Annotated in this window: 17 protein-coding genes and 1 riboswitch; of the genes, 12 read left to right on the forward strand and 5 right to left on the reverse strand. The window is 69.6% G+C overall.

All coding sequences use genetic code 11. From position 1 onward, the window contains the following. Positions 1-20 precede the first annotated feature (20 nt). From glyA to gcvT, 3 genes are all read right to left on the reverse strand, one after another. Entirely contained in the window at positions 21-1,283 is a 1,263-nt protein-coding gene (gene glyA / locus ACIQVL_RS31900; protein ID WP_403477206.1) for a serine hydroxymethyltransferase, read from the reverse strand. A gap of 24 nt (positions 1,284-1,307) precedes the next feature. Next, positions 1,308-1,685, reverse strand: coding sequence for a glycine cleavage system protein GcvH (gcvH, locus tag ACIQVL_RS31905; RefSeq protein WP_351961347.1), 378 nt, complete (start codon positions 1,683-1,685; stop codon positions 1,308-1,310). Positions 1,686-1,808: 123 nt separating this feature from the next. Beyond that, entirely contained in the window at positions 1,809-2,936 is a 1,128-nt protein-coding gene (gene gcvT / locus ACIQVL_RS31910) for a glycine cleavage system aminomethyltransferase GcvT (RefSeq protein ID WP_403432564.1), read from the reverse strand. A gap of 158 nt (positions 2,937-3,094) precedes the next feature. Beyond that, a riboswitch (glycine riboswitch) is annotated at positions 3,095-3,192 on the reverse strand. Positions 3,193-3,375: 183 nt separating this feature from the next. Between gcvT and ACIQVL_RS31915 the strand changes: the two genes are divergently transcribed. The 3 genes from ACIQVL_RS31915 to ACIQVL_RS31925 all read left to right on the forward strand — a co-directional run bounded on the left by ACIQVL_RS31915 (position 3,376) and on the right by ACIQVL_RS31925 (position 5,969). Next, on the forward strand, positions 3,376-4,050 hold the full coding sequence (locus tag ACIQVL_RS31915; protein WP_403477207.1) for an AAA family ATPase: 675 nt from the start codon (positions 3,376-3,378) through the stop codon (positions 4,048-4,050). A 119-nt stretch (positions 4,051-4,169) separates the two neighbouring features. Beyond that, positions 4,170-4,961 carry an enhanced serine sensitivity protein SseB gene (locus tag ACIQVL_RS31920; RefSeq protein WP_403432566.1) on the forward strand — a complete coding sequence of 264 codons (792 nt, stop codon included), beginning with the start codon at positions 4,170-4,172 and terminating at the stop codon, positions 4,959-4,961. A 216-nt stretch (positions 4,962-5,177) separates the two neighbouring features. Then, entirely contained in the window at positions 5,178-5,969 is a 792-nt protein-coding gene (locus tag ACIQVL_RS31925) for an enhanced serine sensitivity protein SseB C-terminal domain-containing protein (protein WP_403477092.1), read from the forward strand. Between the two features lie 86 nt (positions 5,970-6,055). Here the strand turns inward: ACIQVL_RS31925 and ACIQVL_RS31930 are convergent, their stop codons facing one another. Next, on the reverse strand, positions 6,056-6,652 hold the full coding sequence (locus ACIQVL_RS31930) for a hypothetical protein (RefSeq protein WP_403477093.1): 597 nt from the start codon (positions 6,650-6,652) through the stop codon (positions 6,056-6,058). 657 nt (positions 6,653-7,309) lie between these two features. Here ACIQVL_RS31930 and ACIQVL_RS31935 point away from each other — a divergent pair. The 7 genes from ACIQVL_RS31935 (at position 7,310) to ACIQVL_RS31965 (ending at position 15,903) form a co-directional block, all read left to right on the forward strand. Next, positions 7,310-8,308, forward strand: a complete 999-nt coding sequence (locus ACIQVL_RS31935) for an ABC transporter permease (protein WP_403477094.1) — start codon at positions 7,310-7,312, stop codon at positions 8,306-8,308. 37 nt (positions 8,309-8,345) lie between these two features. After that, positions 8,346-10,121, forward strand: a complete 1,776-nt coding sequence (locus tag ACIQVL_RS31940) for an ABC transporter substrate-binding protein (protein WP_403477095.1) — start codon at positions 8,346-8,348, stop codon at positions 10,119-10,121. A 72-nt stretch (positions 10,122-10,193) separates the two neighbouring features. Then, positions 10,194-11,201 carry an ABC transporter permease gene (locus tag ACIQVL_RS31945; protein WP_403432581.1) on the forward strand — a complete coding sequence of 336 codons (1,008 nt, stop codon included), beginning with the start codon at positions 10,194-10,196 and terminating at the stop codon, positions 11,199-11,201. After that, a complete protein-coding gene (locus ACIQVL_RS31950; RefSeq protein WP_403432584.1) occupies positions 11,198-12,289 on the forward strand; it encodes an ABC transporter ATP-binding protein in 1,092 nt (363 codons plus the stop codon). The genes ACIQVL_RS31945 and ACIQVL_RS31950 overlap by 4 nt, the downstream gene beginning before the upstream one ends. After that, a complete protein-coding gene (locus ACIQVL_RS31955) occupies positions 12,286-13,650 on the forward strand; it encodes an ABC transporter ATP-binding protein (RefSeq protein ID WP_403477096.1) in 1,365 nt (454 codons plus the stop codon). Before ACIQVL_RS31950 ends, ACIQVL_RS31955 begins: the two co-directional genes overlap by 4 nt. A 100-nt stretch (positions 13,651-13,750) precedes the next feature. Beyond that, positions 13,751-15,196: a M1 family metallopeptidase gene (locus ACIQVL_RS31960; RefSeq protein WP_403432590.1), complete on the forward strand. Its 1,446-nt coding sequence runs from the start codon at positions 13,751-13,753 to the stop codon at positions 15,194-15,196. Between the two features lie 47 nt (positions 15,197-15,243). After that, positions 15,244-15,903, forward strand: a complete 660-nt coding sequence (locus tag ACIQVL_RS31965; RefSeq protein WP_403432593.1) for a trimeric intracellular cation channel family protein — start codon at positions 15,244-15,246, stop codon at positions 15,901-15,903. Here the strand turns inward: ACIQVL_RS31965 and ACIQVL_RS31970 are convergent. Further along, positions 15,812-17,041 carry an alpha/beta hydrolase gene (locus tag ACIQVL_RS31970; RefSeq protein WP_403432595.1) on the reverse strand — a complete coding sequence of 410 codons (1,230 nt, stop codon included), beginning with the start codon at positions 17,039-17,041 and terminating at the stop codon, positions 15,812-15,814. The two genes, ACIQVL_RS31965 and ACIQVL_RS31970, sit on opposite strands and share 92 nt — an antisense overlap. Before the next feature lie 209 nt (positions 17,042-17,250). Between ACIQVL_RS31970 and ACIQVL_RS31975 the strand changes: the two genes are divergently transcribed. After that, positions 17,251-18,102: a thioesterase family protein gene (locus ACIQVL_RS31975; RefSeq protein ID WP_403477097.1), complete on the forward strand. Its 852-nt coding sequence runs from the start codon at positions 17,251-17,253 to the stop codon at positions 18,100-18,102. A 228-nt stretch (positions 18,103-18,330) separates the two neighbouring features. Beyond that, positions 18,331-18,705 carry a hypothetical protein gene (locus ACIQVL_RS31980; protein ID WP_403432601.1) on the forward strand — a complete coding sequence of 125 codons (375 nt, stop codon included), beginning with the start codon at positions 18,331-18,333 and terminating at the stop codon, positions 18,703-18,705. Positions 18,706-18,846: the final 141 nt, after the last annotated feature.

Here is an 18,846-nt window from a genome sequence, read left to right on the forward strand (position 1 = left end):
CGGGTGCCCCCACCAGGGAACTACTTGTTCAGACCGGGGTAAAGCGGGTGCTTCGCCGTCAGGGTCCCGACCCGGGCCCTGAGGGCCGCCGCGTCGTAGGACGGCTTCAGCGTCTCGGCGATCACGTCCGCGACCTCGGCGAAGTCCTCGGCCGTGAAGCCGCGGGTGGCCAGCGCCGGGGTGCCGATCCGCAGCCCCGAGGTGACCATCGGCGGCCGCGGGTCGTTCGGGACGGCGTTGCGGTTGACCGTGATGCCGACCTCGTGGAGGCGGTCCTCGGCCTGCTGCCCGTCCAGCTCGGACGCCCGCAGGTCGACGAGGATCAGGTGCACGTCCGTGCCGCCGGACAGGACGCTCACGCCGGCCTCGCGGGCGTCGGCGGCGGTGAGCCGCTCCGCCAGGATGCGCGCGCCGTCCACCGTACGACGCTGGCGCTCCTTGAAGTCCTCGCTCGCCGCGACCTTGAAGGAGACCGCCTTCGCCGCGATCACGTGCTCCAGGGGACCGCCCTGGAAGCCCGGGAAGACGGACGAGTTCAGCTTCTTCGCGAAGTCCTTGCGGGCCAGGATGATGCCGCCGCGCGGGCCGCCGAGCGTCTTGTGGGTGGTGGAGGTGACCACGTCCGCGTAGGGGACCGGGTTCGGGTGCAGGCCCGCCGCGACCAGGCCGGCGAAGTGGGCCATGTCGACCCACAGGTACGCCTCGACCTCGTCGGCGATCCGGCGGAACTCCGCGAAGTCCAGCTGCCGCGGGTACGCCGACCAGCCGGCGATGATCACCTTCGGGCGGTGCTCCTTGGCGAGCCGCTCGACCTCGGCCATGTCGACCAGGCCGGCGTCGTCGACGTGGTAGGCGACCACGTCGAACTGCTTGCCGGAGAAGTTCAGGCGCATGCCGTGGGTCAGGTGGCCGCCGTGGGCGAGGTCCAGGCCCAGGATGGTGTCGCCGGGCTGGGCCAGCGCGAACAGGGCCGCCTGGTTGGCGGAGGCACCGGAGTGCGGCTGCACGTTGGCGTACTCGGCGCCGAACAGCTCCTTCACCCGGTCGATGGCGATCTGCTCGGTGACGTCGACGTGCTCGCAGCCGCCGTAGTAGCGGCGGCCCGGGTAACCCTCGGCGTACTTGTTGGTGAGGACCGAGCCCTGTGCCTCCATGACCGCGAGCGGAGCGAAGTTCTCCGAGGCGATCATCTCCAGGGTGGACTGCTGGCGCGCCAGTTCGGCGTCGACCGCGGCGGCCACCTCGGGGTCGAGCTCGTGCAGGGGCGTGTTCAGAAGCGACAACTCAGACATCCGTTCTACGACTCCTCAGCCGGCGGTGAAGGCGGTGTACTCGTCGGCGGAGAGCAGGTCGGCCGGCTCGTCCGTGACACGCACCTTGAACAGCCAGCCGCCCTCGAAGGGGGCCGAGTTCACCAGGGACGGGTCGTCGACGACGTCCTCGTTGACCGCGGTGATCTCACCGGTGACCGGCGCGTACAGGTCGGACACCGACTTGGTCGACTCCAGCTCGCCGCAGGACTCGCCCGCGGTCACCGTGTCGCCGACCGCCGGGAGCTGGACGAAGACGACGTCACCGAGCGCGTTGGCCGCGTGCTCCGTGATGCCGACCGTCGCCACGCCGTCCTCGGCGGCCGTCAGCCACTCGTGCTCCTTGCTGTACCGCAGCTGCTGGGGGTTGCTCATGGCCTGAATTCTCCTGTACGCGGGGGAGTGCTGGTGAAAGGGGGACTGCTGGGAACGTGCGTGACCAGCGGCTCTGTGCGCCAGGTCACGCCCGGTGGCGGCTGCCGGTGCCGCCGGCGGCGGTTACTTCCGGCGCTTGTAGAACGGCAGCGGCACGACCTCGTACGGCTCGTGACTGCCCCGGATGTCCACGCCGACGCCCGCCGTGCCCGGCGCCGAGTGCGCCGCGTCGACGTACGCCATGGCGATCGGCCGGCCCAGGGTGGGCGAGGGGGCGCCCGAGGTGACCTCGCCGATCACCTCGCCGCCGGCGACCACCTGGTACCCGGCGCGCGGCACCCGGCGGCCCTCGGCGACCAGGCCGACGAGCACCCGCGGCGGGTTCTGCTCGGCGCGGGCGGCGGCCTCGGCGAGCGCCTCGCGCCCCACGAAGTCGCCCTCCTTCTCGAACTTCACCACCCGGCCGAGACCGGCGTCGAAGGGGGTGAGCGAGGTGGTCAGCTCGTGCCCGTACAGCGGCATGCCCGCCTCCAGCCGCAGGGTGTCCCGGCAGGACAGCCCGCAGGGCACCAGGCCGACGCCCTCGCCGGCCTTGGTCAGCGCCTGCCACAGCTCCACCGCGTGCTCCGGCTTCACGAACAGCTCGAAGCCGTCCTCGCCGGTGTAGCCGGTGCGTGCGATCAGCGCCGGGACGCCGGCGACGGTGCCGGGCAGCCCGGCGTAGTACTTCAGCCCGTCCAGGTCGGCGTCGGTGAGGGAGGCGAGGATGCCGGGGGACTCCGGGCCCTGGACGGCGAGCAGCGCGTACGCGTCCCGGTCGTCGCGGACCTCGGCGTCGAACCCGGCGGACCGCTCCACGAGCGCGTCGAGGACGACCTGGGCGTTGGAGGCGTTGGCGACGACCAGGTACTCGGTCTCGGCCAGCCGGTAGACGATCAGGTCGTCCAGGATGCCGCCGTCGGCGCGGCAGATCATGGTGTAGCGGGCCCGGCCGGTGCCGACGGAGGCGATGTTGCCGACCAGGGCGTGGTTGAGCAGGGCGGCGGCCTGCGGGCCGGTCACGGTGATCTCGCCCATGTGGGACAGGTCGAAGAGCCCGGCCCTGGTCCGTACGGCGACGTGCTCGTCGCGCTCGGAGCCGTAGCGCAGGGGCATGTCCCAGCCGGCGAAGTCGGTCATGGTCGCGCCGAGCGAGCGGTGCAGGGCATCGAGCGCGGTACGGCGGGGTGCGGCGGAATCGGTACTGCTCATCGGTCGGTCGTCTCCCGAAGGTTCCAAGGGCATGACAGGCGAGGGCTGTCCTCCCCATCTGTCATCGGAACCTGAGAGGTTCGCCCTGACCACGGACGTGGTCACGGCTTGCACCTTGGGTGGAGCCACTGACACAGCGGCCCGCTTTTCAGATGTGCCTCGCCCGCGCGGTAACGGGGCCTGAGAGATTCAAGGGAGGGACTTGCTCCTTCGGCGCCCCAGCGAAGACGGCTGGGGACTCTCCCGCGCGGATTCAAGCGGCCGGTATGCAGTTGGCGCGGACATCATTGCACGCCGCCCGGCGCCGCGGCAGACCCGGCCCGTGCCGCACCTTTGTGACGGGCCTGTGGCAGGACGCGAACGGAACCGCGAGACACCGTGCATTACCTTCTCTTTACATTAAGTGGGGAAAACCTTTCCTGAACCCCCAGGGAGGACGATCACGGTGACAAGGACCACGGCATACGCGACGACGACGGGCATCGCCCTGCCCCGGCAGCCGACGGCCCCGGCCCGCGAGCGGTGCGGCGAGAGCCCCGCACCGGTCGTCCGCGACCTGCGCGACCGGGCCGGCCACAGCCCGCACGGCCTGCTCTTCGGCCCCCGGGACCTGGTCGTGGTCACCGGGCTGCCCGGCAGCGGCAAGTCCACCCTGATGCACCGCGCCGTGCAGGGCATCTGCGTCGACTCCCAGGACACCCGCGACCGCTGGGACGCCCGGCTGGCCGGTCTCCTGCCGTACGCCGTCTACCGCCCGCTGGTCCGCCTCGCCCACTACGCCGGGCTGCGCCGGGCCCTCGGCACCGGCGAGGGCGTGGTCGTGCACGACTGCGGGACCCAGGCCTGGGTGCGCGACTGGCTGGCCCGGGAGGCCCGCCGCCGCGGCGGCACCCTGCACCTGCTGCTCCTCGACGTCACCCCGGGCACGGCACTGGACGGCCAGCGCGAGCGCGGCCGGGGCGTCTCCCGGTACGCCTTCCTGCGCCACCGCAGGGCGGCCGGCCGGCTGCTGCGCGCGGCGGAGCAGGGGAGACTGCCCGAGGGGGTCGGCTCGGCGGTCCTCGTCGACCGGGCCGCGGCGGACGCACTGCGCCGGATCGCCTTCGAGCGCTGAGAAGGCGGCGGTGCGCCGGGGCCGCTTTCGCGGCCCGAACCGGCTGGTGGGGTGGCTTTGTCGGTGCCACCCGCTAGCCTTTCCAGCCTCAGCAGCGGTTTCCAGCAGGCGGTAGGCAGATGGACTTCCCGGCGGACATTCCCGCGGACTTCCCGGCACAGGCGCACCCCCACCCGCACAGCGGGTGGCCAGGCAACGAACTGGAGGAGGTCCTGTCGGCCTCCCTCGGCGTGCCCGCGGCGGCTGGCCGGCTCATCGAGGTACTGGGCCGGAGTTTCCTGTGGATCCCGCTGCCCGAGGGCGGCGGCCCGCACAGCGGCCCGCTGGACCTGCCCACCACGCAGATCGAGGGCCGGGTGTACGTGCCGGTCTTCAGCTCCGAGGAGCAGTTCCGGCTGGTGGCCGGCTCCCACCTGTCGTACACGATCGCCCCGGCGGTCGAGTTCGCCCGCGGCCTGCCCCCGCAGGTCGGCATCGCCGTGAACCCCGGGGGAGTGGTCGGTGTCCCGCTGCCGCCGGAGGCGGTCGCCGAGCTCTGCCGGACCGGCCGTACCGAACTGGACGGCCCCGCCTCCGGCGGCCGGGTCCGCCTCTTCGAACCGGACTGGCAGGACGATCCGATGGACTTCCTGGCCGCGGCGTCGGCGGAGTTCGCGGCGATCGGCGTGGTCGCCACGGCCCGCCGCTGCCTGGCCGTGATCGAGACGGCCGACCCGGTGATGTTCGTGGGCGTCGAACTCTCCCAGTGGGAGGGCGACTTGCGCGCCCTGCCCCTGGAGGCCCTGGGCAAGGCGCTGGGCCGGGTCCCGCTGCAGTGGCCGGTGAACCTGGTCCTGCTCGACGTGGCGGACGACCCGGTGGGCCACTGGATGCGGGAGAACGTCCGGCCCTTCTACCAGCACGGCCACTGAAGCCCCCCTTTCCTGTGCAGCCGGCCCAAAGGGCAGCGGACCCAGGGGCGCTGGGGGTACCCCCGGCCGAAGGCTGGGGGAGGAACTGCGCGAAGTACCACGACGAAACCGGCACCCGCGCACGGACAATCGGCCCCCGCCCCCCGGACGCATAAGCTGTCTCCAAACGCGGGGCGCCCTCCAGACGCGGGGCACCAGATGAAGGGGCGGTAACACGTGAGCGCCAGCGGCACCGCGGCGGCCGGGCAGGTCGAGCACATGCTGCGCCAGGTAACCCCCGGGCGCTACGACGCCTACGAGGCACTCCTCCGCGCCCTCGCCACGCCCGCCTCCGGCCAGATCTGGATGCTGCTCTGGCACGGCCAGGCCGGCTCCCCCGACGCCCAGTACGGGAACATGGAGGTCGAGGGCCACGGCTACGCCCCCTGCGTGACCTCGGCCCAGGAGCTCTCCGCGAGCGGCTGGAACCGCTCGTACGAGGTGGTCGACGGCATCGACGTGGCCCGCACGCTCTACCCCGACCACTTCGGCCTCTGGCTCAACCCGCACGCCCCGGGCGGCGGCGTCGGCATCCCGTGGCTGGACCTGCGCCGCATCGCCACCGGCCTGGACCGCCAGCCGGCCGGGCCGCTGCGGCTCGCCGAACCGGCCATCGAGATCCCGCAGTTCTACGCCCTGCTCACGCAGAACGCCCACCGCACCCCCGCGATCCGCTCGCTGCGCCGGGCCTGGGTGCAGCCGGCCCTCGGGGCGCCGTACCTCGCGATCGGCCTGGACGTGTACGACACCTCGCCGTCCGCCGTGGACTCGGTGCGGGGGATGATGCAGCAGTCGATCGGCGCGGTGCCGGACGGACTGCCGGTGTCGACGGTCGCGATGACCGACGAGTACGACCCGGTCGTGATGTGGATGCGGGCGACGGCACGGCCGTTCTACGACCGCGAGGCCCACGCGGCTCCGGCGTCGGCGGCGGGATACGGGTATCCGCCTGCGCCCGGCGTCTACTGACCCGTCAGGACGATGGGGCCCGCCCTGTGCAACAGGCGGGCCCCATCATTTTTTTTCCGACGCGCGCCGGACTTTCCGCGGGTTTTCTACTTCGGCTTCGGGGTGCAGGCCTCGTTCTTGCTCTGGCACGAGGCGAAAAGCGGGTACGCGGTGATGGCGTGCACGGTGTTCGACTTCACCTTCACCACGTTGCAGTTCGGCTTCTCCACCCACTTGGTGGTGGTGAACGGCGTGTACTGCACCTTCGGCTGGACGTAGCCGTAGTAATGGCCGGCCACCGGCAGGGAGAAGGAGACGCTGCTGTCCTTCTTCGTCTGCTTGGTCACGTTGTACGCGTAGCTGCCGTCGACCTTGATCTTCTCGATCTTGGCAATCTCCCATTCGAGGCTCACGCCCACCGAGAAGGTGTGGGAGGTCTGGCGCACCGTGCTGAAGGCCAGATCGTACTTCAGAGTGGCCTTGGAGGCGCTGCTGTTGTAGGCGCCGACGCGGGAGCCGATGGCCGAGTAGTACGGCTTGCCCGCCTTCTTGATCGTGTAGCTGACCTCGCCCCCGCGGCAGGACGTCGGACCCTTGGTGCCGGCTGCCGCGGCATCGGCGGCAGGGGCCAGGGCGACCGCACCCACGACGAGGGAGGCCGCCGCAAGTGCCGAACAAGTGGTTCTGCGTACGCGAGTTGACATTCGTGTTCCCCGTTTCTCGTATTCCCGGACGTTATCCAAAAGGTCCGCCGCCCCGGAATTCGTGGCCGGTGAGCTTTTCGCTCGCCGCTGTTGGCGAAGAAGTTATCGAGGGGAAAAGAAAGCTGGCAAGCGGATTTGAATCACTGCTCATCGGGACCCTCAAATGACGCTCAAATTCCACTTCGGCTAGACTCGGTGCCGCCGGGGATTGCGCTGAATGTCCGGCCTGTGGCCGGGGATAAAGAGGGTCTCTTGTTGTGAACTGGGCGTCACGCCCCGTGGTGTGATGCGCATCACCATGGGGGCGGGGGTCGTCAAGTCGACCCCCTGTCGGGCGACTTGACTCCGCGTCGCCCGACGGGCATCGCTCGCCTCATCTTCGCGCGTAGATGAAGGTGAAAAGGGTCGGTTGCGCACTTCTTGGGGCGATTGGTTCCGTCCGGCTCCCGTTACCCGCCGTTCGGATAACGGAACCCCTCGGACTGCATCACGGTTGCGCATACTTTCTTCGTCAGGCCTGGCGGGTGATCGCGACGACGCTGAAGACTCGCCATTCAGACGTGAGGTCGGTTTAAACCTCATGATCGAGCAAGTCGACAAAGCCGCAATCCGCGGCTGGCGTAGGCCGGTCACCGCCGGCGAGAGGGGTCGCTCACCGTGACCGCACCGATCGAGACCACCGGGGCGGCAGCCGAGGCACAGCCGGAAGCTGTGCTGGAGGGTGCCGGTAAGGCGCAGATCGAGGGTCGTTCCCTCGGGCAGATCGCCTGGACCCGGTTCAAGAAGGACAGGGTCGCCGTGGCCGGCGGCATCGTTGTCGTTCTGCTGATTCTCGTCGCGATCCTCGCCCGCCCCATCCAGGCCCTGTTCGGTCTCGACCCCAACGCCTTCCACCAGGAGCTGATCGACGCCAACACCTCGCTGCCCACCGGCGGCTGGGGTGGCATGAGCCTCGACCACCCGCTGGGCGTGGACCCGAAGTTCGGCCGCGACATCGCCACCCGCATCCTGGAGGGCTCCTGGGTGTCGCTGGTGGTCGCCTTCGGCTCGACGATCCTGTCCAACGTGATCGGCGCGATCATGGGCGTCGTCGCGGGCTACTACGGCGGCCGGGTCGACGCGGTCATCAGCCGGCTGATGGACACCTTCCTGGCCTTCCCCCTCCTGCTGTTCGCCATCGCCATCTCCGCCACCCTGCAGGGCGGCGCGTTCGGCCTGAACGGACTGCCGCTGCACCTGAGCGTGCTCATTTTCGTCATCGGCTTCTTCAACTGGCCCTACCTGGGCCGGATCGTGCGCGGCCAGACCCTCGCCCTTCGGGAGCGCGAGTTCGTCGACGCCTCGCGCGGCATGGGCGCCAAGGGCCCGTACATCCTGTTCCGCGAGCTGATGCCCAACCTGGTCGGCCCGATCATCGTCTACTCGACGCTGCTGATCCCGACCAACATCCTCTTCGAGGCGTCCCTCAGCTTCCTCGGCGTCGGCATCCAGCCCCCGCAGGCTTCCTGGGGCGGCATGCTCCGCGAAGCGGTGACGTACTACCAGGTCGATCCCGAGTACATGATCGTGCCCGGCCTTGCCATCTTCGTGACCGTGCTGGCGTTCAACCTGCTCGGTGACGGTCTCCGCGACGCTCTCGACCCGCGCAGCCGCTGACGCCTGCTGTCATCGAGAGCCCGAAAAGTTTCCGACAATGGAGGGGATCCCGCCCATCATGCGAAGGTCAGCGCTGGCCGCGATCGCGGCCATCGGCTCCGCCACTCTGCTCGTTGCAGGGTGCAGCAAGGCCGATGACAACAAGGACGGCAACGACGGCGGCAGCTCCGCCGCGGCCAACGCCGCCACCAAGGGTGTCGTCAACGCGTCCGACAAGAAGGGCGGGACGGTCACCTACGAGCTGTCCGACGTCCCGGACTCGTTCGACCCCGGTAACACGTACTACGCGTACATGTACAACTTCAGCCGGCTGTACGCCCGCCCGCTGATGACGTTCGAGCCCGCCGCCGGTTCCAAGGGCAACACCCTGGTCCCGGACCTCGCCGCGGGCAAGGGCGTCTCCAGCGACGGCGGCAAGACCTGGACGTACAAGCTGCGTTCGGGCCTGAAGTACCAGGACGGCACGGCGATCACCTCCAAGGACGTCAAGTACGCCGTGGAGCGCTCCAACTTCGCGCGTGACGTGCTCTCCCTCGGTCCCAACTACTTCCAGCAGCTGCTCGTCGGCGGCGACAAGTACAAGGGCCCCTACAAGGACAAGAGCGCCAAGGGCCTCTCGTCCATCGAGACCCCGGACGACACCACGATCGTCTTCCACCTGAAGCAGGCCTTCCAGGAGTTCGACTACCTGGTCGCCGCCCCGCAGACGGCCCCGGTCCCGCAGGCCAAGGACAACGGCGTCGACTACGTCAAGAACATCGTGTCCTCGGGCTCGTACCAGTTCCAGAGCTACCAGGACGGCAAGCAGGCCGTGCTGGTCCGCAACAAGAACTGGGACGCGAAGACCGACCCGCTGCGCAAGCAGCTGCCGGACAAGATCGTCGTCAACCTGAAGGTCAACGCCGAGACGATCGACAAGGACGTCCTGGCCGGCGACGCGATCGACCTCGGCGGCACGGGTGTCCAGGCCGCCACGCAGGCCCAGGTGCTCACCGACGCCGGCAAGAAGGCCAACACGGACAACACCTACGGTGGCCGTCTGGTCTACATGGCGATCAACACCAAGGTGAAGCCGTTCGACAACGTGGCCTGCCGCAAGGCCGTCGAGTACGCGATCGACAAGGTCTCGGTGCAGACCGCCGAGGGCGGCCCGATCCGCGGTGACGTCGCCTCCACCGTGCTGCCGCCGGACATCCCGGGCTACGCGAAGGCGGACGTCTACGCCACCACCGGCAACAAGGGCGACGCGGCCAAGGCCAAGGAACAGCTGAAGGCCTGCGGCAAGACCGCCATCAGCACCAACATCTCTGCCCGCTCGGACCGTCCGCAGGAGGTGGACGCCGCCACGGCGATCATCAACTCGCTGAAGGCCGTCGGTATCAACGCCACCCTCAAGCAGTACCCGTCGGGCAAGTACTTCACCGACTACGCGGGTGTCCCGAAGTTTACCGAGCAGCAGAACATCGGCCTGATCATGATGCAGTGGGGCGCCGACTGGCCGTCCGGCTACGGCTTCCTGCAGCAGATCCTGAACGGTGCCGCGATCGGTGCCTCCGGCAACACCAACCTGTCGCAGTACAACAACAAGACGGTCAACGACCTGCTGTCGAAGGCGATCGGTACGCAGGACGACACCGAGCGCAACAGCATCTACACGCAGATCGACAAGCAGACCATGGACGACGCCGCCCTCGTGCCGCTGACCTACTTCAAGGTCCTGCTGGCCCGTCCGACCGGCTACACCAACCTGGTCTCCTCTGCGGCCTGGAGCGGCCAGTACGACTACCTCAACATCGGCGTCGCGTCGAAGTAGCAGCCCCGGAAGGCAGGTGAAGGCATTGGTGCCCGCGGGCCGAGAGGCCCGCGGGCACCAGCGCCGATCCCCGTGATCTCGTACATCCTCCGTCGGACGCTCGCAGCGGTGATCCTGCTGCTGGTCGTCTCCGCGGTCACCTTCGCCATCTTCTTCGTGCTGCCACGGCTGGCCGGGCAGACCGCTGATCAGCTGGCCCAGCAGTACATCGGCAAGGCCCCGTCGAAGGCGGACATCGCCGCGGTCAAGCACAACCTCGGTCTGGACCAGCCCGTCTACGTCCAGTACTGGCACTTCATCAAGGGGATCGTCTCCGGCGCCACCTATGACCTGGGCCCGACCACGGTGCACTGCGACGCACCGTGCTTCGGCTACTCCTTCAAGACCCACCAGGCGGTCTGGCCGCAGCTCACCTCCCGGATGCCGGTGACGCTGTCGCTGGCCGCCGGCGCCGCCGTGCTGTGGCTGGTCGCGGGCGTGGCGATCGGCGTGGTCTCTGCGCTGAAGCCGCGCTCCTTCTTCGACCGCACCTTCATGGGCGTGGCCCTCGCAGGCGTCTCGCTGCCCATGTTCTTCACGGGCAACCTGGCGATCCTGCTCTTCACCTACCAGTGGCCGATCTTCGGCCGAACGTACGTCCCGCTCACCGAGAACCCGGCGCAATGGGCCAACACCCTGATCCCCGCCTGGTGCTCGCTCGCTCTCCTGTATTCGGCCATCTACGCGCGGCTCACCCGCTCGGGCATGCTGGAGACGATGAACGAGGACTACATCCGCACGGCCCGCGCCAAGGGCCTGCGCGAGCGCAAGGTCGTGGTCCGGCACGGACTGCGCGCCGCGCTCACCCCGATCATCACCGTCTTCGGCATGGACCTCGGTCTGCTGCTCGGAGGTGCGGTGATCACCGAGACCGTGTTCTCGCTGCACGGCATCGGCCAGTACGCGGTGCAGGCCATCGACGACAACGACCTGCCCCCGATCCTCGGCGTGACCCTGCTCGCCGCCTTCTTCGTCGTGATCGCAAATCTCCTGGTGGACCTGCTCTACGCGGCCGCCGACCCGCGGGTGAGGCTCTCGTGACCGAACTCTCCAAGACCGGCGCCGCCGTGGGCGAGCCCACGCCGGCCGCCCCGTCCGACGCCTTCCTCGAAGTCCGCGACCTGAAGGTGCACTTCCCGACGGACGACGGCATCGTCAAGTCCGTCGACGGCCTCAGCTTCTCGCTGGAGAAGGGCAAGACCCTCTCCATCGTCGGCGAGTCCGGCTCCGGCAAGTCCGTCACCTCGCTGGCCATCATGGGCCTGCACCGGCTCGGCGCCCGCGGCAAGAACGTGCAGATGTCGGGCGAGATCTGGCTCGGCGGCAAGGAGCTGGTGAACGCGTCCCCGGACGAGGTGCGCCGGCTCCGCGGCCGCGAGATGGCGATGATCTTCCAGGACCCGCTGTCCGCGATGCACCCGTACTACAAGATCGGCGACCAGATCGTCGAGGCGTACCGGGTCCACCACAACGTCAGCAAGAAGGTCGCCCGCGCCCGCGCCATCGAGATGCTCGACCGGGTCGGCATCCCCGAGCCCGCCAAGCGCGTCGACGGCTACCCGCACGAGTTCTCCGGCGGTATGCGCCAGCGCGCCATGATCGCCATGGCCCTGGTCAACAACCCCGAGCTGCTCATCGCGGACGAGCCGACCACCGCCCTCGACGTCACCGTCCAGGCGCAGATCCTCGACCTGATCCGCGACCTCCAGAAGGAGTTCGGCTCCGCGGTCGTCCTCATCACCCACGACCTGGGTGTGGTGGCCGAGATCGCCGACGACGTCCTGGTGATGTACGGCGGCCGGTGCGTGGAGCGCGGCCCGGTCGACGAGATCTTCGAGAAGCCGCAGCACCCCTACACCTGGGGCCTGCTGGGTTCGATGCCGCGCATCGACCGGGAGACCTCCGACCGGCTCATCCCGGTCAAGGGTCAGCCGCCGAGCCTCATCAACGTCCCCTCGGGCTGTGCCTTCCACCCGCGCTGCCCGTACGCGGACCTCCCCAAGGGGAACGTCACCCGCACGGTCCGCCCCGAGCTGCAGCAGGTCGACGGCGGCCACTGGTCCGCCTGCCACCTCTCGGCCGAGGACCGGACGCGGATCTGGACCGAAGAGATTGCGCCGAAGCTGTGAGCGACACGAAGAAGACCGATGACGCCGTCATCCCGCAGCAGGCGTCGCCCTCGTCCGATCGTGAAGTGCTGCTGAAGGTCGAGGGCCTGCAGAAGCACTTCCCGATCAAGAAGGGCATCCTGCAGCGGCAGGTCGGCGCGGTGAAGGCCGTCGACGGCATCGACTTCGAGGTGCGCAAGGGCGAAACCCTCGGCGTGGTCGGCGAGTCGGGCTGCGGCAAGTCGACCATGGGCCGGGTCATCACCCGCCTCCAGGACCCGACCGGCGGCAAGGTCACCTTCGAGGGCCAGGACATCACGCACCTGTCCACCTCGAAGATGCGCCCGCTGCGCCGCGACATCCAGATGATCTTCCAGGACCCGTACGGCTCCCTGAACCCCCGGCACACCATCGGCTCCATCGTCTCCGCGCCGTTCCGGCTGCAGGGCGTCGAGCCGGAGGGCGGGGTCAAGAAGGAGGTCCAGCGCCTCCTGGAGCTGGTGGGCCTGAGCCCCGAGCACTACAACCGCTACCCGCACGAATTCTCCGGCGGCCAGCGCCAGCGCATCGGCATCGCCCGCGCGCTCGCCCTGAAGCCGAAGCTGGTGGTGGCCGACGAGCCCGTCTCCGCGCTGGACGTGTCGATCCAGGCGCAGGTCGTCAACCTCATGGACGACCTCCAGGAGGAGCTGGGCCTCACCTACGTGATCATCGCCCACGACCTCTCCGTCGTCCGGCACGTCTCGGACCGGGTCGCGGTGATGTACCTCGGCAAGATCGTCGAACTCGCCGACAGCACCAAGCTGTACGAGTCGCCGATGCACCCGTACACCAAGGCGCTCATGTCGGCGGTCCCGGTCCCGGACCCGAAGCGCCGCGGGCAGAAGAGCGAGCGCATCCTGCTCCGCGGTGACGTGCCGTCGCCGATCGCCCCGCCGTCCGGCTGCCGCTTCCACACCCGGTGCTGGAAGGCGACGGAGATCTGCAGGACGGCCGAGCCGCCGCTGCTCGAACTCCGTCCGGGCCAGCGGGTGGCGTGCCACCACCCGGAGAACTTCGCCGACCAGGCCCCGCAGGACACCGTTCTGCTGACCGCGGCGAAGGAGGCCTCCGAGCTGGTGGGCGAGGCGGTCCTGGAAGAGCAGGCGGAGCCGACGGAGCCGGCCGAGGCCACGGAGGCCGCGACCACGGACACTCCCGAAGCCGAAGCCGAAGCCGAAGCCGAAGCCGAAGCCGAAGCCGAAGCCGAAGCCGAAGCCGAAGCCGAAGCCGCGGAGAAGCCTGCGGCTGATGCCGAAGCCGAGCCCGAGGCCGCGGAGAAGTCGGCGGCCGGTGACGCCACAGCCGAGGCACAGGAGTCACAGGAGCCAACCGGCAAGTAGCGCATGACACGACTTTGCAAAGTCATGTACATGCCTGAACGGGAGAGCGCAGAGTCGACCGTGTCCGTCTACTGATCGACACGCTCGAAAGGGACGACCCATGCGCCTCTCCCGTTCGGCACGTCTGGCGGCCGCCCGCCCGTCGCCCACCACCACCCTCAAACGACGCGCTACGCGCGGAGGGTTACTTTTCACCGCGGCGGCCGCCTCCTTCGTCATAGCCGCCGCCCCCGCCCCCACCCCGGGCGCCGACGGCATCGGCGACCCCTACTTCCCGCAGCTCGGCAACGGCGGCTTCGACGCCCGTCACTACGACCTCGACGTGGCCTACGCCCCGGACACCGGCCGCCTCGACGGCCGGACCACGCTCACCGCCCGCGCCACCCAGAACCTCTCCGCCTTCGACCTCGACCTGCAGAAACTGGAGGTCACGAAGGTCGAAGTGGACGGCAGACGGGCCCGGTTCACGCGCAGCGGCGACGAGATCACCGTCACCCCGCGGGACGCGCTCCGCAAGGGGCGGGACTTCACGGTCTCCGTCACCTACGGCGGGACACCCGTGCCCCTCAACGGCCCCATCGTCTTCGGCTCGGACTACGGCTGGATGAAGACCCCCGACGGCGTCTTCGTCGCCTGCGAGCCCAACGCGGCCTCCACCTGGTTCCCGTCCAGCGACCACCCCTCCGACAAGGCCACCTACGACATCCGGATCAAGGCCCCCAAGGGCCTGACCGGCGTCTCCAACGGCCGGCTGGTCTCGACGTACGACAAGGGCGCCTCGACGTACACGCACTGGCGCGAATCGAAGCCGATGGCGACCTACCTCGCCACCGCCACCATCGGGAAGTTCGACGTGCGGACCGGGAAGACCCCCTCCGGCATCCCGATCTACGTCGCCATCGACCCGGTCCTCGCGAACAGCAACAGCGTCGACGTGTACGCCGTCACCGCGGCCGCCACCGACTACTGGTCGCAGCTCTTCGGGCCCTACCCCTTCGAGGAGACCGGGGCCATCGTCGACGACATGCCCGAGGCCGGGTTCTCGCTGGAGGTGCAGAGCAAGCCGGCCTACTCGGCGGTGCGCAACGAGACGACGATCGTGCACGAACTCGCCCACCAGTGGTTCGGCGACTCGGTGAGCGTGGCGCAGTGGAAGGACATCTGGCTCAACGAGGGCTTCGCCACCTACGCCCAGTGGCTGTGGGCGGAGCACCAGGGCACCAGGTCCGCCCACGACTCGTTCCTCGCCGCCTACAACTCCCGGGCCGCCGACAACGCCTTCTGGCAGACCGTCGTCGGCGACCCACAGCGCGACACCATGTTCGCCTCGGCCGTCTACCAGCGCGGTGCGATGACCCTGCAGATGCTGCGCGAGCGCATCGGCGACACGGCGTTCTTCAAGCTGCTCCCGGCCTGGACGAAGCTGCACCGCTACGGCAACGCCGACACCGCCGACTTCATCCGCCTCGCGGAGAAGGTCAGCGGGCAGCAGCTGGACGACCTCTTCCAGACCTGGCTCTTCACCACAGGGAAACCCGCCCTGTAGGCCTGGGTTTGTAAGGCGCATGCGCCCTGGCAGGTCACAATGTCAGGGTGCAGCTCCAGCAACTCTTCTCTCCCTCCGTCCAGCACACGCTCGACGTCATCGGCATCTTCGTGTTCGCCATCTCCGGCGCGCTGCTGGCCGTCCGCAAGAACTTCGACGTCTTCGGCATCGCGGTGATGGCCGAGGTGACCGCGCTGGGCGGAGGGATCTTCCGGGACGTGATCATCGGGGCGGTGCCGCCGGCCGCCTTCACGGACCTCGGGTACTTCATGACCCCTCTGATCGCCGCCCTGGTGGTGTTCTTCCTGCACCCGCACGTCGAGCGGATCCAGTCGGCGGTCCTGGTCTTCGACGCGGCCGGCCTCGGCCTGTTCGCGGTCAGCGGTACCACGAAGGCCTACTCCTACGGCCTCAACCTCACCGCCTCCGCCGCCCTGGGGCTCGCCACCGCGGTCGGCGGTGGCGTGCTCCGGGACGTGCTCGCCAACGAGGTTCCCTCGCTGCTGCGCTGGGACCGCGACCTGTACGCGGTCCCGGCGATCGTCGGGGCGACGACGGTGGTGCTGTGCATCCACTACGACGCACTGAATCCGCTCACCAGCGGGCTCGCCGTCGTCACCGCTTTCGTACTGCGCCTGCTCGCGATGCGCTACCACTGGCGAGCGCCGCGTGCGTGGAACCGGCGTTCGACGGTTCGGGAGGAGTAGCCCCGGCCCTGGTGTGGCTCTGGCCCATGTTGAGGGTGAGCCATTCGAAGACCGTCGGCACCTGGGGCCGCCACAGCGCCATGTTGTGGCCGCCCGCGCTGCGCGGCAGGTACACCACGTGCACGGTGGTCGGAGCCTTGGCGATCTGTTCGAGCGCGACCCCGGCCTGGTACCCGTCGCCGGACTCGCCGGAGATGTAGAGCGCGATCCGGGGCGGGGCGGCCGCCTTCCGCAGCAGCAGGTACGGGTTGTTCTGCTCGCGCAGGGTCACACTCTGCGCGGCGAGCGAGTTGCGCTCGCCGATCGGGTCGTTGTAGCCGGACAGGCTGATCGCGGCCCGGTAGCGGTCCGGATGGGCTACCGCCAGCTTGACCGCGCAGTGCGCGCCCGCCGAGTAGCCGGCCACGGCCCAGTTCGCGGGGGCGGCCGCGGCACGGAAGTTGTCGGTCACCATCTTCGGTACGTCGATGCTGAGCCAGCTGTCCGCGTTGACCGTGCCCGGGATGTTGGCGCAGCCGGTGTCCACACCGGCCAGCAGGTTGGTGCGCGGCGCCACCAGGATGAAGGGCGCGACCTTGCCGCTCCTCATCAGCGGCTCCAGCTGTTCGGTCACCTTCAGTGAACCGAACCAGGCCTTCGCCGAGCCGGGGTAGCCGGGCAGCAGCTCCACGACCGGGAAGCGGTGGTTGCGGTAGGCGGCCTCGTGGTACTGGGGCGGCAGCCAGACGTAGACCTCGGCGTTGACGCCCGAGACCCGGCCCTTGAGCTGGGTGACCTCGACCCCGCCGGCCGCCCGCATGCCGGGTCCGTCGGCCGCCGCGAAGGCCTGCTTCACCTTCGGCAGCCGCTTCAGCGCTATGCCGCCGGTACCGTCCTGGCCGAGGTTCGCGGCCTGCTGGACGTGGTCGCCGGTGCCGAGGAGGTCGGCCCAGTTGTCGTACAGGCTGTTCTCGTTGTTGACCAGCACGAAGATCAGCGTGACCGCGGTGGCCTGGGCGAACAGGAGCATCAGGATCCGGGCCGCGGCGCGGACGGCCTTCGGCCCGCGCATCCTCGACCACAGGACGAGCGGCAGTATGAGGGCGACCACGGACAGGACGATGGTCGTGTAGAGGAATGGAGTCCCGGTGAGGCTCATGTCCCCATAGAGGGGAATCGAGGGCTCCGGGTTACGGACGTGTCCGGACACTTACCTAGAAATTGCCGGAACCTCACTCGGCGGACGGAGCCCTTACCGACTGGACGCCGACTGGACGCCGACCGGACGCAGGCGGGGCGCCGACCGGACCGATGGTACGTGGATCACAAAAGCTACCGCTTAGTAATAGCTTCTTGTACCGTTCAAGCATGCCAGAAGCAGCATCCACGCGGGCCGTGATCGGCGACAGCGAGTTCGACCGCGACACCGCGGTCACCCGGCGCGCTCCCGGCGTCTACGACATCGACCTCTCGGCCGGCTGGACCATCATCAGCGCCGTGAACGGCGGCTACCTCCTTGCCGTGCTGGGCCGGGCACTCGCGGACGCGCTGCCGCACCCGGACCCGTTCACGGTCTCCGCGCACTACCTGACCGCGTCCCAGCCGGGCCCGGCCGTGATCCGCACGGACACCGTCCGCACCGGCCGCACCCTCTCCACCGGCCAGGCTTCGCTCTTCCAGTACGACGACGAGGGCAACGAGGTCGAACGCATCCGCGTCCTCGCCTCCTACGGCGACCTCGCCGCCCTGCCCGACGACGTCCGTACGACCGCCACCCCGCCCGCGATCCCGCCCATGGAGCACTGCTTCGGTCCGCAGGACGGTCCTGCCCCGGTCGACGGCAGCTCCGCCATCACCGAGCGCCTGATGCTCAAGCTGGACCCCGCCACCCTCGGCTGGGCTCTCGGCGCGCCCTCCGGCAAGGGTGAGATGCGCTCCTGGTTCGGCCTCGCGGACGGCCGTGACGCCGACCCGCTCTCCCTCCTCCTGGCGGTGGACGCGCTGCCGCCGACCGCGTTCGAGATCGGCCTCAAGGGCTGGGTGCCCACGGTCGAACTCACCGTCCACGTCCGCCACCGCCCCGCCCCGGGCCCGCTGCGCGTCTCCATCACCACCCGCAACCTGGCCGGCGGGTTCCTGGAGGAGGACGCCGAGGTCTGGGACACCGAGGACCGACTGGTCGCCCAGTCCCGCCAGCTGGCCCGGGTCCGCCTCGGCTGAACCCGGACCGGCGCGTCACCGTTGCGACGGCGGGAACCCCGTTCTGTCACGGGCGTGTACCAGCGAGTAGGCGCCGCCGTCGAGTGAACTGCCTGGTCTGCGCCGCCTCTTGGGGAGCGCTTTACCTCCCTGACAGGCGGCGAACAGTGCGGGCCCAAGAAGGCCTTAAGCGCCGTTGGTTGAGTGCCACTCCTCAGGACTCCCTCATCCTCAATGGAGTTGTCTCTCATGAAGCGTGTACGTCTCGTCCCCGCCGTGGCTCTGCTCGCGCTGTCCCCGCTGCTGCTGACCGCGTGCGGCGGATCGGGTGACTCGTCGTCGTCCTCCGGCAGCGGCAACTCCGGCCAGCAGAGCTGTCAGCAGCCGACCGGCATGCCCACCGGCAACGCGTCGGGCAGGCCCAGCGGCGCGCCGACCGGCAGCTCGACCGTCAAGCCGACGGGCACCCCCACCGGCATGCCGAGCGGCGGCCCGGGGGCCGGCGGCCAGGGCGGGCAGGGCGGCCCCGGCGGTGGCATGGGCGGCGGCTGCGGCGGCGGCCAGGGCGGCCCCGGCGGCGCGGCGCCCAGCGGCGCACCGACCGCGCAGGCGACGAAGAGCTGACGGCAGAGGCCCTAAGACAGGGGCGGGGGGGGGGGGGGGGGGGGGGGGGGCGCCCCCCCGGCGGGGGGGGGGGGGGGGGGGGGGGCCCCCCCCCCCCCGCCCCTGTGTGCTGCTGCCGTTCGTGCGCTCCTCACCCCCGGC

The organism is Streptomyces sp. NPDC090499 (assembly GCF_044769305.1).
In the GTDB taxonomy this organism is placed as follows: domain Bacteria; phylum Actinomycetota; class Actinomycetes; order Streptomycetales; family Streptomycetaceae; genus Streptomyces.

What these genes read in the sequence shown, in the direction of transcription:
- ACIQVL_RS31975 (WP_403477097.1), top strand. Translation starts at nt 17,251, where the DNA reads ATGCCAGAAGCAGCATCCACGCGGGCCGTGATCGGCGACAGCGAGTTC.
- gcvT (WP_403432564.1), bottom strand. Translation starts at nt 2,936, where the DNA reads ATGAGCAGTACCGATTCCGCCGCACCCCGCCGTACCGCGCTCGATGCC.
- ACIQVL_RS31920 (WP_403432566.1), top strand. Translation starts at nt 4,170, where the DNA reads ATGGACTTCCCGGCGGACATTCCCGCGGACTTCCCGGCACAGGCGCAC.
- gcvH (WP_351961347.1), bottom strand. Translation starts at nt 1,685, where the DNA reads ATGAGCAACCCCCAGCAGCTGCGGTACAGCAAGGAGCACGAGTGGCTG.
- ACIQVL_RS31970 (WP_403432595.1), bottom strand. Translation starts at nt 17,041, where the DNA reads ATGAGCCTCACCGGGACTCCATTCCTCTACACGACCATCGTCCTGTCC.
- ACIQVL_RS31930 (WP_403477093.1), bottom strand. Translation starts at nt 6,652, where the DNA reads ATGTCAACTCGCGTACGCAGAACCACTTGTTCGGCACTTGCGGCGGCC.
- ACIQVL_RS31940 (WP_403477095.1), top strand. Translation starts at nt 8,346, where the DNA reads ATGGAGGGGATCCCGCCCATCATGCGAAGGTCAGCGCTGGCCGCGATC.
- ACIQVL_RS31980 (WP_403432601.1), top strand. Translation starts at nt 18,331, where the DNA reads ATGAAGCGTGTACGTCTCGTCCCCGCCGTGGCTCTGCTCGCGCTGTCC.
- ACIQVL_RS31960 (WP_403432590.1), top strand. Translation starts at nt 13,751, where the DNA reads ATGCGCCTCTCCCGTTCGGCACGTCTGGCGGCCGCCCGCCCGTCGCCC.